The 14,186-nt window shown below is 66.9% G+C and carries 14 protein-coding genes; 10 read left to right on the forward strand and 4 right to left on the reverse strand.

Annotation, left to right across the window (positions count from 1 at the left end):
- Positions 1-98 precede the first annotated feature (98 nt).
- The 4 genes from ABT288_RS14965 to ABT288_RS14980 form a co-directional block, all read right to left on the reverse strand.
- Positions 99-1,295 carry a tyrosine-type recombinase/integrase gene (locus tag ABT288_RS14965; RefSeq protein ID WP_351606960.1) on the reverse strand — a complete coding sequence of 399 codons (1,197 nt, stop codon included), beginning with the start codon at positions 1,293-1,295 and terminating at the stop codon, positions 99-101.
- 134 nt (positions 1,296-1,429) lie between these two features.
- Positions 1,430-1,630, reverse strand: coding sequence for a helix-turn-helix domain-containing protein (locus ABT288_RS14970; RefSeq protein ID WP_351606963.1), 201 nt, complete (start codon positions 1,628-1,630; stop codon positions 1,430-1,432).
- Between the two features lie 884 nt (positions 1,631-2,514).
- Complete coding sequence (locus ABT288_RS14975; protein ID WP_351606966.1) at positions 2,515-3,000, reverse strand: TrmO family methyltransferase domain-containing protein; 486 nt, start codon at positions 2,998-3,000, stop codon at positions 2,515-2,517.
- Between the two features lie 74 nt (positions 3,001-3,074).
- The gene (locus ABT288_RS14980; RefSeq protein WP_351606968.1) at positions 3,075-4,463 is read right to left on the reverse strand and encodes an NsdA family TPR-like regulatory protein; all 1,389 of its coding nucleotides are present in this window, start codon (positions 4,461-4,463) and stop codon (positions 3,075-3,077) included.
- Positions 4,464-5,128: 665 nt separating this feature from the next.
- Here ABT288_RS14980 and ABT288_RS14985 point away from each other — a divergent pair.
- The 10 genes from ABT288_RS14985 (at position 5,129) to ABT288_RS15030 (ending at position 14,186) form a co-directional block, all read left to right on the forward strand.
- Positions 5,129-5,548, forward strand: coding sequence for an ATP-binding protein (locus tag ABT288_RS14985; protein ID WP_351607106.1), 420 nt, complete (start codon positions 5,129-5,131; stop codon positions 5,546-5,548).
- Between the two features lie 143 nt (positions 5,549-5,691).
- Positions 5,692-6,117 carry a DUF6415 family natural product biosynthesis protein gene (locus ABT288_RS14990; protein ID WP_351606971.1) on the forward strand — a complete coding sequence of 142 codons (426 nt, stop codon included), beginning with the start codon at positions 5,692-5,694 and terminating at the stop codon, positions 6,115-6,117.
- The gene (locus ABT288_RS14995; protein ID WP_351606974.1) at positions 6,114-7,070 is read left to right on the forward strand and encodes an ATP-binding protein; all 957 of its coding nucleotides are present in this window, start codon (positions 6,114-6,116) and stop codon (positions 7,068-7,070) included. Before ABT288_RS14990 ends, ABT288_RS14995 begins: the two co-directional genes overlap by 4 nt.
- A 433-nt stretch (positions 7,071-7,503) precedes the next feature.
- Positions 7,504-8,535 (forward strand): radical SAM protein, encoded by a 1,032-nt coding sequence (locus ABT288_RS15000; protein WP_351606977.1) that lies wholly within the window; start codon positions 7,504-7,506, stop codon positions 8,533-8,535.
- Entirely contained in the window at positions 8,532-9,938 is a 1,407-nt protein-coding gene (locus ABT288_RS15005) for a B12-binding domain-containing radical SAM protein (RefSeq protein ID WP_351606980.1), read from the forward strand. The genes ABT288_RS15000 and ABT288_RS15005 overlap by 4 nt, the downstream gene beginning before the upstream one ends.
- Positions 9,939-10,022: 84 nt before the next feature.
- Complete coding sequence (locus ABT288_RS15010) at positions 10,023-10,976, forward strand: S66 peptidase family protein (RefSeq protein WP_351606982.1); 954 nt, start codon at positions 10,023-10,025, stop codon at positions 10,974-10,976.
- Positions 10,973-11,977, forward strand: a complete 1,005-nt coding sequence (locus ABT288_RS15015) for an amino acid--tRNA ligase-related protein (RefSeq protein WP_351606985.1) — start codon at positions 10,973-10,975, stop codon at positions 11,975-11,977. The genes ABT288_RS15010 and ABT288_RS15015 overlap by 4 nt, the downstream gene beginning before the upstream one ends.
- A 21-nt stretch (positions 11,978-11,998) precedes the next feature.
- A complete protein-coding gene (locus ABT288_RS15020; RefSeq protein WP_351606987.1) occupies positions 11,999-12,415 on the forward strand; it encodes a hypothetical protein in 417 nt (138 codons plus the stop codon).
- The gene (locus tag ABT288_RS15025) at positions 12,412-13,155 is read left to right on the forward strand and encodes an SDR family NAD(P)-dependent oxidoreductase (RefSeq protein ID WP_351606989.1); all 744 of its coding nucleotides are present in this window, start codon (positions 12,412-12,414) and stop codon (positions 13,153-13,155) included. Before ABT288_RS15020 ends, ABT288_RS15025 begins: the two co-directional genes overlap by 4 nt.
- Positions 13,155-14,186 carry a helix-turn-helix transcriptional regulator gene (locus ABT288_RS15030; protein WP_351606992.1) on the forward strand — a complete coding sequence of 344 codons (1,032 nt, stop codon included), beginning with the start codon at positions 13,155-13,157 and terminating at the stop codon, positions 14,184-14,186. The genes ABT288_RS15025 and ABT288_RS15030 overlap by 1 nt, the downstream gene beginning before the upstream one ends.

Raw genomic sequence — 14,186 nt, forward strand, 5'->3', positions numbered from 1 at the left:
TGGGGCGCCGGGGGGGGGGGGGGGCCCCCCTGTCCCGCGGGGGGGGCCCTGGCCCGGGGGGCGGGGCCTGGGCCCCACCACACGTTCGTAACTTTGTTTCACGCCGCCTCGACCACGGCCTCGAACTCGAGGGGCAAGTCGAGCTCGGTCCGCATAGTGAAGACTGCATCCATCAGAGACCTCAGGCGCTCGGGAGCATCGGGCATCACATGCGCGTAGGTCTGATGTGTGATCCTGGGGTCACGGTGCCCCAGCCACTCAGCCATGTCCGTCACCGGAACGCCCTTCGACAGGCCGGCCGAGGCAAAGAAGTGCCGGAGCCAGTGCGTGGTGATCCTCCGCGAGATGCCCGCCGCCTTCTTCGCGTTACGCCACAGCCGGTCGACGAGGGAGTACATGAGGATGTTGGTGCGCCCGACGTTGGAGAAGAGGTAGTCCCCCTCCAGGCGGTTGAGACCCTCCTCTACGCGAAAGGTGCCATACAGTCGGACATGCTCCTGTACCCGGGCGGCGATGGTGGGTGGCACGGGAACCGCTCGACCCTCGTCCAGGTCACGCCACTTGAGGTGGCGGATGCAATGGGCACGCCCCTTGCCCTTAGTGATGGCCTTTTGGACGGTGGTCTTAGGCTCCTCGTTCTCACCATCTTGCGTGACCTGGCGGTCGACGTAGAGAGTGCCACTCTCAAAATCAAACTGCTGCAACGTCACTGCACACGCCTCACCGATGCGCAACCCGCACCCAGCCATGAGCCACACGAGCAGCTTGTAGGGCCCGGGTAGGTGCCGCTCAATCGCCTCGATCTCTGCCAAGGTCGGCAGGCGGATGGTCCTTTTGACCCTCCGTTTCACTCGTTGGCGACCGGTGCGGACATGCTGGCACGGATTCCTGGTTATGTACTCGTTGGCGACGGCGAAGCTGAAGACACCGGCGAGCGTCTCATAGCGATTGATCGCCGTGCTCTCCTCATAACCGCGCTCTTCCACCATCCACTTCAACCACGCATTGAGATGCTTTGGCTTGACGGCACCGATGGCAGTAGTCCCAAAATAGGGATCCACGTGTAGGCGAAGACTCGTCTCATACTGGTAACGCGTCCCATTCACCCGGCTCCCAGAGTCGATGAACTCACGGTACACGGTCACAAGAGGGACGAGCAGCCCTGTGGGGGCGATGTAGGTACCGAGATCTTTCTCTCGCTCTACCTTGGCGGCAAAGGAGTCGGCTGACCCCTTTTTCTCGAACGACTTCTCCCGCTGCCGCCCACCGCGCCCACCAGGCTCCCGGTAGCGCACCGTCCAGGGATGGCCGCAGCGAGTTGCAGTGCAGGGATAGTTACCGCTCTTCTCGTCTTCCTTGCATTTCTGGAAAACCCGAGCCAACCTACCGGACCACCTGCCAGCCGACCAAGAGGACTCGATTCACCAAACTACCCGTACTTCCTTTCCAGGTATGCGACGATGTCACGCTCGCGAAATCTCAGGAGTCGACCGACCTTTTGAGGCCGCAAACCCCAGGCTCGGTATTTGTTCTTGATCGTCAATTCACTTACCTTCAGCCAATCGGCCACTTCAGCTGGCGTTAGAAGCCGGTAGCTTCCACCCTGCGTCAAAATCACACCTACCATCATCACCGGTAATGAATGCCATCAGAGAATCAGCAGAGGGTGCGCCCGACCTTCCAATTCTTGGATTGCAGCGCTGCCTACTGCGCCCGCTACGGCGCCCTGCCAAGGTCAGCCAAGCGCGACTCGCTCAATGGTCGTCACGATCGCCGGTTTGGCTAACCGGCGATCGTCGTCTATGTTGCACTCGCACTTGGTTAGGGCACCTGTCCTAGCTGCGGTCTCCGCACGAACTAGGTGTCGGCAGCGACGCGTCCAGCACAGCCAGCGTTGACACAACCAGCTGAACAGGGAGAAGAGGACTCCTCATCTGATTACACAGTGGGCCGGTTACCGACCTCATGGTTGGGGTGTGTTGTACGTTGACATAGCCCCGGAGAGGGTTCCAGTCTTCCGAGAGTCTTTCTCGTCTGCCGTGGGCGAATGCCAGGTCGGCCTGACAGCGCAGAAAGAGGACCCCTCGTCGGCCAGGACGACGTATGGCCTCGTAGGCTCGACGGGGCATGATCGTGGCGGCCGGTTGGCCGCCGCCATAGGGATTCAGATTCCGCTGCATGCCCCGCATGTGCGCAGGCCGCCAACGACGTATTCACTCCGCCTGTGCACCACGACCTGCGGCGGGCCGTTCGTGGCGTTATCGTGCCTCCACCCGCATGAATCGGCTCCGTGTAAGCGCGAGCTGGAAACTCCGCTGCTGAAGGTTGGCGCAACAGCCAAGGCTCTTCGCCGCCGGGTGGCGGCGAAGAGCCTTGTATGCGGCACTGTCGTGCATTTGGCGGTCACCCTCACCGAAGCCGCCAGGGTCGACGAGTTGACCGACCACTCGCTGGCGCCCCCTCGGGCGGCTACGTCCCGTCAGGCCGCCGGCCTTCGTTCCGGAGCATGCCCGGTCAGCGTTCGGCGGCGTCCCTCCAGTAGTCCTTCAGCATCTCGCTGGGCCACGCGGGCTGTGTGACGGTGCCGCGCGGCAGGAACTCCTTGAAGACCGCCACCAGGTCAACGACCAGGGTGCCGTCGTCAGCGTCGAGGTCAGTGACATGCAGGTCCCGTCCGTCGACGCGGAGCAACCGCGGGAACGAGGTCGCAAGGCGGGCAGGGCGCCGATGGTTGTGGTGCACGAAGGTGCCCGTGGCCGGCCACGCGGGGTTGTCCCGCGGGCTGCGCGCGTGGAGCGCCACGTCCTCGGGAGAGCCGAGGTTGAAGAACCAGGTGACCTGGAGGTGAGAGAACTCCTCGATCCCCTGCAGGGTTTCCTCCGGGTACTCCGGGCGCAGCCGAATGATCGACTCCACACCGCCCTTGAAGTCGTCGAGCCGCCCCTTGGGACCCCCGACCACATCGGCGATCACCGGCACCTCGATGGACTTTGTGGACACGGTTCCCCCTTCTCCGCTCGCGGCACAGCAAGGCGGTCGACCACAGCATGCCCGCCTTTACCACCATGGCGCCGTCAGGCTACTCGTTCGAGTACGGCCTTGGCGCGCTCGTCGATCTCCGCCGCCACGCTGATTCCCCGATTGCGGAAGGGGGACAGCACTCGGCGCATGTTCACGGCTGCCTCGCGTGCTCTGCCCGACTGCACGCCTTCCATCGCGTCCAGGGCCTGTGCCCACGTGAGGCACGCGGCCTCCACGTTCCCCTTGCGGGCCTGCACAGTGCCCATGTAGCCCAAAGTCACCGCGTGGGTCCGGCTGAAGGCGTCGGCCTTCCTAGTCAGCACGCTGTTGTTGAATTCTCGGAGCGCTCCGTCGAGATCGCCGAGCGTCCACAGGGTGCGGGCGGTCTCGTGCGCCAGGGAAGCCCGCTGGAAGAACCACACCCGACTCGGATCCTCGTCGCCGACGTCAGCCGCAGCCAGGTCGTCTTCGGCCCGGAGAAGCGCTGCGATCGCGGCACGCCTTTGTCCGTCAGCGGCGAGGCTGCGTGCCTGCACCACTCCGAGCAGTGCCCGCTCGCGGGGGGTCGCGAGGGTGTACCGCTTACGCTCCACGGAAGCCGTGGCGAGGTCGACGGCGGCCCGTGGGTGGCCAAGGTCCGTTGCCTGGTGAGCCATCGCCCGCAGGATGTGGCCGGCGAGGGGAGCGTCGTCGGCTTCCGCCGCGAGCTTCAGGGCCAGCGTGAAGTAGCGACGCGCGGCCTCGTGGTGGGAGGCGTCGAAGCTCATCCAGCCGGCGACGTACACCGCCTCGGAGGCAGCGGCGAGCAGGGCGCGACGGGTGTCGTCGCTGGTGAATACCCCTCCGACGTACCTGGCAACGTCGTCGACGAGGTACTGGTAGAGGGCCGTACGGCCGTCCATGCCGCCGTGTCGCTGGTCCCTTCGAGAGAAGAACTCTGTCATCTCACGCACAGCGCTGACCTCGGCGGCCCCAACCCTGCGGCTCGTCGCGGCGGGGCGAGACTTTGCCCGTTGGGGAGCCTCATCCCACCACTGCGGTCCAGGCAGAACCAGGCCACCAACCGAGTAGGCGGCGCCGGCCAGCAATCGGCGGCGTTCGAGGTCCACGTCGCTTCTCCCAAGGTCTACCAGCGCAGTCAGCGTATCGACGTTCCATTCCGATGCCGCAACTGCACCCGCACGCGGCGCGGAGAGCCCGATCTCAGCTGGAGTGATGGGGCGTTGGAGGCGCCGGGACAACGTCTCGCACAAGATAAGGGGTGCTCTGCCCGAGGGCTGTGTCCCCGCCACCCACATGGCGATGTGCGAGCGGCTGGTGCCCAGCAGTTCCTTTGCTCCTACCTCGGCCGCGACCCTCACGAAGGCCGCCGCCACTTTCTGCTGCGACCAGCCTGTTTCCGCGATCGCGTCGGCCAGCTTCACGTTCCGCTCGCGCGCCATCGACTACCTCGGTTCACCAAAACGATCTTTGACGGGTTTGACGGTCCCGGCAGCCGCCGGGAGATACCGCCGCGATGCGATCCACGGTTCGCTCGTGCTCAACGAAACCACCAACTGCCTTTGCCCGGGAGGGAACCGGTGAAGACCAGCCATATGACTGGCACGGATACCCGGACTGCGTCAGGCGACGGGCGCGGTCCCGCTCGAACGTCCGGCGTACGGCACCTCGACCACCCCCCGCAGTGGCCGTGCTCGTGCAGAACCTCCGAAATCCTCGTACCTCTCGGCACTGCCGACCGCTGGCAGCCCCTGATGGCCACTTCCCGATGGCCTGACCGGTTTCCTCGACCGATATGCCTCAGGCGACGGGGCGAGCACAAGATTCAGGTGCCTGCACCGTCGTCGCGGCCTGATGCGACGACACGGTGGCTCGAACTACCGGCCGACGACCTGCTGCCGGGACGGGGGCCCTTGCTCACCAGCCCGGCTCCGTTGGCCCGTTGCCTGACCGAAGCCTGCACCATCCTCGCCCCCGACGCGGACCGGACCCCCTTGCGCAGGGCTGTGTCTGCTGTCCGTTCGGTCCTGCGCTCCCCCCAGAGGACGTGATGACGACGACAGCCGTACGGATGCCTCGCGCGGTTCTCCGCCGCAGCGGGCACGTGATGGATGAGCGTTTCCCCGTTGCCCCACGCCGGCAGGGCGAGCCGCCCCGACCCGAGGATGCAGCTCGGGTAGGCATCATGCGCCGGATCGCCACAGCTCGGCTCAGATACTGCGGCCTCGGGGCAATGACCGATGACGTGTTGGTGATCGTCTCTGAACTGGTCACCAACGCGCTCGTGCACAGCGGCACCACGGAGATCGGCCTGACGGTGAGCCTTGCCGAAGGCTTTCTACGCATCAAGGTTCATGACGGCATGGCGGGCAGCGCCCAGCCCATGCAGGCGAATGACAACGCCGAGTCGGGGCGTGGCCTCGCGCTGGTCGAGGCCATGGTTCAGGCGAACGGCGGACAATGGGGCGTCAGCGATGGCGGTGCTACCGTCTGGTGCCGCCTCCTCGCAAGGGAGGAAGGCGAATGACCTCTCCCGCGCTCGTGCGCCGTGGCAGCCATGGGGCGCCCCGCTGGGACCACCCTGTGGAGCCCGCAAGGCGGCCGGCAGACGCGGCCATCGAAGCAACCCTGTTGAAGGTACGCGCCTGGAGCCCGTACGACGGGGACGCCATGTTGGACGACGTAGCTGACGCTCTCGACTCCGTCCCGACGCCCGAGGACAACGTCGAGGAACTGGGGCAGCGCCTCCGCGGCCACCTCATGCAGCTCCTGGGCATCACCGCCAACTACGGTGCCGGGGATCACGAGCAGCCCGACCCCCGTATCAAGCAGGCCGGCTCAATGTGCGAGGAAGAGATGCCGGGCGACTACCGGCAGGGCCTCGGCCACCTGCGACGGATGGGCTGGGCCGTGAACGAACTGCTGGAACTTCTGGTCGAGCGCGAGATCGTGAAGAGGCCGGACTCCCTGAACAGTGACTCACTGCCGCTGATCGCCGAGGCGCACCCCCTCGCCACAGCGGGCACCGCGACGGATCAGGTACCCACCTGTGGGTCCACCGTGGCCGTTGACCAGGCGCATGGAGGCCAGCCGTGACAGTCCTCGTGCGCCCCGAACTACCGGCGGGTGCCACACCTCTGTCTGCGCTAGAACGGCGTGCACTTGCTCTGGCTGCGCTTGGCCACGGCGGTTCACAGATAGCGGGGAACCTAGCCCAGGAGAAGTACCGCCTTCCCGCAGACGGCCTGGGGCCGATCTGGTCCGCAGCAGCGAAGAAACTCGGCACCGAACGTAGCCGCCCGCAGGGTCGGCAACCAGAACTCATCTTTCGCGCGCGTGTCCACGGCGTACTTGATCTGCCAGACCCAGAGGGCACCGATTGGCTTCCTCCCGACGTCCTCGGCTATGTCCAAGCTCTGGCTCGTGGCAGGACGTTGAAGCAGTACGCGTGGGACGACCTGCACACGGAGGTATGGGAAGTCGAGGAGATCGCCAGGCAGGCGCGGAAGCTGCTCGGTGGAGCAACCACTCAGGCGAACTTGGTCTATCGGGCGCTGCCACAGCTGCTCTGCACGGTGCAGCCACCCGTTGAGCACGCCGGAGCAGGTCTGCTACCCACGGTGCGGTCATCGCCGATCGCCGCCAGCCTCCAGACTGACCTGCCCAGCGAAGAAATCGGGGCTGTGAGGGTGGGACGGGTATGGATTCGCGGCATGCTTCCCGTGCTCGGCTGGATGGGTCCTGCTCTTCAAGCTGCTGAGGTGGTCGCCCGGTTGGTTTCCAACGGCGTGCGCCACGGCCTGCCTGATCACGCGAAGACGCACACGCTCCTTCTACGTGCCGCCGTTGACGAAGCGGGCAACCTCCTTGTGGACGTGACCGACCTCAACCCGTCGTTCCCCGACTTCAAGACCGCAGTGCGAGGAGAGCGGGGCCGCGGCCTTCGGCAGGTCGCAGAACTGGGCGCCGAGGTCTTCTGGTTCCTTCACCACGAAGGCCCCGGTAAGACCGTCCGCGCCGTACTCTCAGCTTGGCCGGTGGACCTCTGATGCCAACAGAGCACCGCTGGAGCGGCGAGCGTCTGCGCAGACGGCGTGATGGCATGGCTGCCATGCCCCCTCCGTTGCGGACGCCGGCGACCTGCGCACCCCACACCGACATCGGCGCCGACGCGGACGCCAGGCCCAGCGCCCAGGCCACGCTCGACGAAGCCTCCGGGCAGCTATACCTCCCGCCCCGACCGAAAGAGTAGCGGCCCTGGACTACTACCGTGCTCAAGAAGCCCCGACGGCCGCCGCACCGGCAACCGAGACCACCGAGTGACAGCACGCGTGAATCCGATCTTCATAACTCCCATGTCAGGGTTTGGAATTCACGCGGAGCAAACCCTGACATCGAGTCTTCTCCATGTTCTTGCTGATCAGAGAGAGGAGCCGAAAGGCTGTGCACGTGAATGTCAGCGATGTCCGAGGGATGGGTGACATGCGCAAACCGCAGTTACGGGTGACGGTGAACTCCCGTTGCAAGAGGAGCTGCTACTACTGCCGCCCCTCAGGCGAGGCGGTAGCCACAAAGTCGGGAGCCTCGCTGGCTCCCGACCACTTGGTCGCCGTGGCCGCCGCTGCAAAGGACCAGGGTGTCGATGCCATCAAGCTGACCGGTGGCGACCCGGCTCTGTACGAGCCGCTCGTCGACACGGTGCGGCGCCTGCGGCAGGAAGCAGGCATGCGTGATGTCGAGGTCATTTCTCGGCACCCGCGCATCGGCGAGCTCGCGCCGGCCTTGGCCGAAGCAGGGGTGACCCTGTTCAACGTCTCCCTGGACACCCTGGACGCGCAGCTCCACAAGGAGATCTGCGGCGTCGACGACCACGGCGAGGTACTTGCCGCGATCAAGGCGTGTGTCGCCACCGGGGTTCCGGTGAAGGTGAACGTGGTGGTGATGTCCGGAATCAACACCACGGAAATCGAGCCCCTGATCGACTTCTGCGAGGCCACCGGCGTCCGCAGCGTGAAGCTGCTCGACATCATCAAGGACCTCAACGAGTCCAGCGAAAGTTTCGCCCGACGTTTGGAGATCAAGCGGCAACTCCACCTGCCGGACCTGTACGTGCCGCTGGAGGAGCTGGCGGGCGACCTGCGGGGGCGGGCCGTCGACGAGGAGGTCCTCCAGCAGGGCGGGCTCGGGCACCCCATGACCGTGTTCACGATGCCCTCGGGGACGAAGGTCGTCATCAAGGACTCCAACGCCGGCGCCTGGTACGGATCGGTGTGCCGGGGCTGCCCCCTGTTCCCCTGCCACGACGCCCTGATGGCCCTGCGGCTGACGGCCGATGCCCGACTGCAGTTCTGCCTGCTACGTGAGGACGTCACTGTCGACCTTGCCCCCCTGCTGGAGAAGGGCGACGCCGAGGGCTTGGCGGCGCAGTTGGAGGCGGCCTTCGAGATGTACGCCGCCGCTTACTTCCGACCCGGCGACGCCACTCCCCAGCATCTGGTCGAGGTCAGCCGATGAGCGTTTTCATGGGCCTCCCGGGCAGCCGGACCCAGTCCTCGGCCATCCCCGCACCCCGGCCAGCGACGGCTGGCCGCCCCACCTTGATTCTGGTCTATCCCAAGATCGATCACGAGAAGGACTACGTCTACTTCTGGATGCCCTTCTCGCTCCTCACGCTGGCCAAGCCGCTCATGGCCAGTGGCCTGGTCGACGTGGTGCTGTTCGACGGCAACCAGCAGGATGCAGCCGGGTGGGAGCGCCTCCTGGACGAACACCTCGATGGGTCTGTGTGCATCGGGGTGAGCATCATGACCGGCGGTGGCCAGATCGGCCACGCCCTGGACATGGTGCGCGCGGCAAAGCAGCGTCCGTTCTGTCCGCCGGTCGTGTTCGGCGGCCCGCACGTGAATGTGCAGCCCGAGCAGACCGCGGCGCATCCGCTGGTGGACGCCGTTCTCCAGGGTCCCGGCGAGAACTCCATGGTCGAGTACGTGAAATCGCTGCTCGGCCGCACGCCACGCCGCCTGGTCCCGGGCCTGCGCATGGACGACGGCCGATGCGTGGTGTGCGGGACCTCCAACCCACCGCGCACGGGGAACCTCGGCGCCTACCCGTGGTCGCTGCTGGACGTCGCCAAGTACATCCGCGACGACCCGACCGTGGCCTCAAGGACGCTGAACTACGTCTCCAGCAAGGGCTGCGTCTACAGGTGCCAGTTCTGCTTCGAACTGACCTACCAGCGCAAGTACTCCGCGATGGCCGCCCAGGACCTCCTCGACGACATCGCCGCGCTGCAGGCCACGTACAACATCAACGGCGTGAAGTTCTACGACGCTGACTGGTTCGTGAATTTGAGGCGGGCGATCGGGTTCTGCGACGGGCTGATCGACCGTGGCCTGGATCTGCGGTGGGCGGCCAGCATCAACCCCAACGACATCCTCAAAGCCCGCCGGGCCAAGCTCCCGCTGCTGGAACGGATCGCCGAGAGCGGCTGCTCCCGGCTGCTCATGGGCGTGGAGTCCGGCAACGACCGGGTCCTGAACGAGGTGGTGCACAAGGAGATCACCCGCGCGCAGATCCTCGACGTGGCCGCCGACATCGCCCGGCACGGCATCCTCGGCAGCTACACCTTCATCGTCGGGTTCCCCGGCGAGAGCGAGGCGGAGGTGGAGGACACCTACTCCCTGATGGGCGAGCTACGGCAGTTGGACCCGGAACCCGAAACGCGCGTGCACCTCTTCGCCCCTTATCCGGGCACACCGCTGTGGGAGCAGGCACTTCAGCACGGGTTCACCCCTCCCGATTCGCTGGAGGGGTGGTCGAAGTTCGACTACTACACCTCCCTGACTCCCTGGACCAGCGAGGCGACCGCAGCCCGGGCCAGGCAGGAGACCCGTATGCGACTGGCCCCCGCCCGCTGACACCCTCTACGGTCACCCCGTGCACCAAGGTCATCACTGTTCGTGCACCGGTTGCGCCGGCCCCGCTGTAAGGAGAGAACCCCGTTGAGCATCGCCCGACTTCTGCCCGCGCCCCTCGCCAAGGGTGGCCGCATCGGCATCGTCACCGTGTCCGCGCCGGAGCCCGCCGCCCATCCGGAGATCTTCGACCGCGGCGTGGAGCGCCTGCGTGGCCGCGGCTACGACCCCGTCATCGCTCCCCACGCCGCGACCCGCGACGGCTACCGCGCCGGCAGCGAAGCCCAGCTCCTGGACGACCTTCACGCCTTCGTCTCGGACCCCGCCATCAACGCGGTGGTGTGTGCCGGCGGTGGGAAGAACGCCAACCGGCTGCTGCGCGGACTGGATTACGAGCTGATCGCCGCGCATCCCAAGCCGATCGTGGGCGTGAGCGACCCGAGCCTGCTGCTGAACGCGATCACCGCCCGTACCGGCATGCCGACTTTCCACGGTCCCGCAGTGCTGTGGGATTGGGGTTCCGACGACGCTCCCTCCGCCACGGGCGACCACTTCGCCGCCGTCCTCGCCGGCGAGGCCGCTGCCGCGCGGATCGACGCGCCGCTCACCTGGGCGCGCAGCGGTTCCGCCCAGGGGCACCTGATCGCCGGCTGCCTGTCCTCCCTTCGCTGTCTGCTGGGCACGGTGTGGGAGCCGGACTGGAACGGCGCCGTCCTGGCGTGGGAGGACGCGTTCAAACCGGTCGAGCTGCTGGACCAGACCCTCACCCACTTCCGCGACCGTGGTGTCCTCGACCAGATCGCCGGCATGGTCGTCGGCGAGCTGGTGAGTTGCGAACCTTCCAGCGGTCTCGGGGCCCACGAGATGGTCATGGACCTGTGTGCCGAGTACACCTTCCCCATCGCCTTCGGGCTGCCGTTCGGCCACACCGCGCTCAAGAACACCCTGCCGATCGGCGCCGAGGTCCTCCTCGACAGCGACGACGAGCATGGCCTGACCGTCACCTCTGCGTGGACCACCCGGGGAGGCGAGCAGGAATGACGATCCCGAAGCAGGAACGGCGCCTGTATGGAACGCTGCTCAAGCAGCACCCGAGCGAACGGAACCTGCTGCTGACCAAGGCGGATCTGCTGCGCGCCGTGCGTGCCTGGCTGCACGAAGCGGGCTATACGGAAGCCGCTACACCGGTGCTGTGTGTGGCAAGGGAGAGCGCGCCGATCCCCCAGTTCTCCACCCGGCACCCGCTCACCGGGGAGAGCTTCCACCTGAAGCACTCGGCGGAGGAGTACCTGCGGCGCCTGGTCATCAGCGTCGACCGGGTATACGACCTGGGCAAGGCGATCCGGGCGGAACGGGCGGACGACAGCCACGCGATCGAGTTCACCATGCTGCAGACCGCCGCTCGGGACATTCCTCTGGCTGACGGCATCAAGCTGGTCACCGAGCTGGTCCAGCACGCTGTCCAGGCCGCCTTCGCCACGCTGCAGCCGCCCGGCGGTATCGACTTCTCCACCATCGCCACCCGCACGGTGGATGACGCCATCGCCGAGGCACTGAATCTGCCGCAGGCCCCGGTCGGCCCTGAACTCGTCACGGCGGCGCGGAACTGGCTGACGAGCCGCGGCCTGGCGGCAGGGGATTCCGACTGGGCGGTCATGGAGGAATTCCTCAAGCACGCCGTGGAGGCGGCCGTCACCACTCCCGTCGTCCTGTACGGGTTCCCCTACGAACTGCGGCACAACTCCCGCGTGGACGCTTCCGGTCGGGCACAGCGGTTCTCCCTGATCGCTGCCGGCGTCGAAATCTGCGACGGCGGCGTGAAGCTGCGCACCGCCGAGGACTACCGGCCGATGGTGCAGAACAACATCGCTCTGCGCACCCAGCTGCACGGCGTCCCGGCCGACGACGGGCCGGTCGACTTCTTCGCCGACATCGACTGCGACCCGGCCGACGTCTTCACCTTCGGCCTCGGGATCGAGCGGCTGCTCGGGCTGTGCACCGGCCGGAGTGTGTTCGAGACCCTCACCTTCCCCTACCACTAGACCGAGAGGACCATGTCCGACATGGCCAGCCCCACCTTGCGCGCAGTGGTGATCACCCAAAGCCTTGCCGGAGGCGCGCTCCCCGAGGCGTTCGCCGGGATGGAGGACCGCCGCTACCCGCACCTGCTCGACGCGCACACACCGATCGAGATCATCGAGCTGACGGTGCCGGCAGAGCGGGCCGCGGCACTCGCGCTGGAGCTGTCTGCCGCGCTGAAGCCGCAGCTGTACTACGCGCACATGCTGAACGAGGAGCGCATGCTGGTCGCCTTCCCTCGCACGGTGGTCGACATTCCTCGCGGTGACAGCGGTGCCATCGACCACGCCCGTCGCGTCGGAGCGCTGTTCGACATCCCGGACGAGCAGATGCGGTTCGCCGAGATGTGGGACACCGACCACCCCGACGCCCCCGCCCAGCCGGAGGCCAGCACCCGGTGACCCAGCCCTCGTCCACCAGTGCCCCGCTGGCCGTCGTCACCGGCGCCAGTGGGGCACTGGGCACCGCGATCCACAGCCGCCTCACCGCAGCCGGCTGGAGGGTCGTCGCCACATACAACACCCGTGCTCCTGAGCCTGAGCAGGGGAACGAGCACAGCACCTGGGCGCACTTCGACGCCGCCGACGAAGCCTCGTCCGACAAGCTGCGGCAGGCCGTCGACGCGCAGCCCGGCCGCTTACACGCGGTCTTCGCCTGCGTCGGCTCGCCCTCCAGCAAGCAGCCGGTAGCCGAAACGCCCATGGGCGAGTTCCGCAGCGTCTACGAGGCCAACGCCCTCAGCTTCGTCCGCACCTGGCACGCTCTGGCCGAACGGGCGCGGTGCGATGGCACGTCCGTCCTCGCGGTCGGATCAGACGCCGGACAGGCCGCGCGCGCGAACAACGGCCCCTACACCGCGGCGAAAGCCGCTCTCGAAGCACTCGTGGTCACCGTGGCCAAGGAGGAGGAGCAGCACGGCGTGCGGGTCAACCTGCTCGCGCCCTCGCTGATCGACTCGCCGCTTGCCCATCACGTCATGGCACTCAAAGGCGTTACCGATCCCAAGGGGTACTTCGCCCAGCTGCCCTGGGGCCGCCCCCTGGCACTGGACGAGGTCGCCGGCGCATGCATCGAGCTGGCCACGGCCGCGCACTGGTCCTACGTCACCGGTCAGGTCTACCCGCTCGGAGTAGTGCGCTGATGGTCGACTCCACCCGGGCCCGCCAACTGAGCATCGTGCACCTGCTCCGCAGCCGTACCAACGTGCCCGCCCCGGAGATCGCGGCCCGCTTCGGCGTCACCGAGCGCACCGTCTACCGCGACATGGCCGCCCTCATCGCCGCCGGCATTCCCGTGCAGGCCACCCCCGGCAAAACCGGCGGCTACCGGCTGGCCGCGGACACCGCGCTCGACCCGCTCACCATCAACTCCGACCATGCCCTACGGCTGTACGTCCTCGGCTTCCTCGACCCGACCACCCCGGATACGCCGGCGGAGGACCGCGCTCGCGCCGCAGGGGTCAGTGAGACCGTCCAGGACGTCATCCGGCGACTGGCCCAGCGCATCCATTTCGACACCGCCGACTGGTACTGGCGCGACGAAGGCTCCGGCCACCTGCCCGTCCTGCGCACTGCCATGCTCACCGCGACAGCGCTAGAGGCCACCTGGCGCACCAAGGACGGCGATCAGGAAACAGCCCTGGTCAAGCCGTACGGGGCGGTCTGGAAAGCCGGCGAATGGCACATGGTCGCCGCCCGAACCACCGGCGAGCCCACCCGCTTCCGGCTGAACCTGGTCGACCGGCTCCAGCCCACCGACCTCACCTTCGCCTACCCCGAAGGGTTCTCCGTCCGCAAATGGTGGGACCAGACCATGGAGGACTACGGCAAGGGCGACGTCCGGGTCACCCTGCGGGTGTCCCCTGGGGCACGGGACGAACTGCGGCGGCTGAGCTTGAAGTCCACCTCGCAAGTCCACGAACACGACGACGGGTTCCTGTCGATTGTCTTGTTCGTCGACCGCTGGGAGTGGCTGATTCCGCTGGTCACCAGCTACGGCCCCGACGTCGAAGTCGTCGAGCCCGCAGCTCTGCGCGCGGCCCTCACTCAGCAACTGCGCCGCACCCTCGCTCTGTACGACGACGCCGAGACGGGCGGCCCAGCCCCACCCGATGGCCTGCACCACGACGACTCCCGCCTTCGTTCGACCCACGGCCGCCACCCAGGAGCATGA

The organism is Streptomyces sp. NPDC001093, assembly GCF_040298985.1.
Classification (GTDB): Bacteria; Actinomycetota; Actinomycetes; order Streptomycetales; family Streptomycetaceae; genus Streptomyces.

Excerpts from the sequence above, each read along its gene's own strand:
- ABT288_RS15015 (WP_351606985.1), top strand. The coding sequence starts at position 10,973 with ATGACGATCCCGAAGCAGGAACGGCGCCTGTATGGAACGCTGCTCAAG.
- ABT288_RS14990 (WP_351606971.1), top strand. The coding sequence starts at position 5,692 with ATGTTGGACGACGTAGCTGACGCTCTCGACTCCGTCCCGACGCCCGAG.
- ABT288_RS14980 (WP_351606968.1), bottom strand. The coding sequence starts at position 4,463 with ATGGCGCGCGAGCGGAACGTGAAGCTGGCCGACGCGATCGCGGAAACA.
- ABT288_RS15020 (WP_351606987.1), top strand. The coding sequence starts at position 11,999 with ATGGCCAGCCCCACCTTGCGCGCAGTGGTGATCACCCAAAGCCTTGCC.
- ABT288_RS15030 (WP_351606992.1), top strand. The coding sequence starts at position 13,155 with ATGGTCGACTCCACCCGGGCCCGCCAACTGAGCATCGTGCACCTGCTC.
- ABT288_RS15000 (WP_351606977.1), top strand. The coding sequence starts at position 7,504 with ATGCGCAAACCGCAGTTACGGGTGACGGTGAACTCCCGTTGCAAGAGG.
- ABT288_RS15005 (WP_351606980.1), top strand. The coding sequence starts at position 8,532 with ATGAGCGTTTTCATGGGCCTCCCGGGCAGCCGGACCCAGTCCTCGGCC.
- ABT288_RS14985 (WP_351607106.1), top strand. The coding sequence starts at position 5,129 with ATGGATGAGCGTTTCCCCGTTGCCCCACGCCGGCAGGGCGAGCCGCCC.
- ABT288_RS14970 (WP_351606963.1), bottom strand. The coding sequence starts at position 1,630 with ATGATGGTAGGTGTGATTTTGACGCAGGGTGGAAGCTACCGGCTTCTA.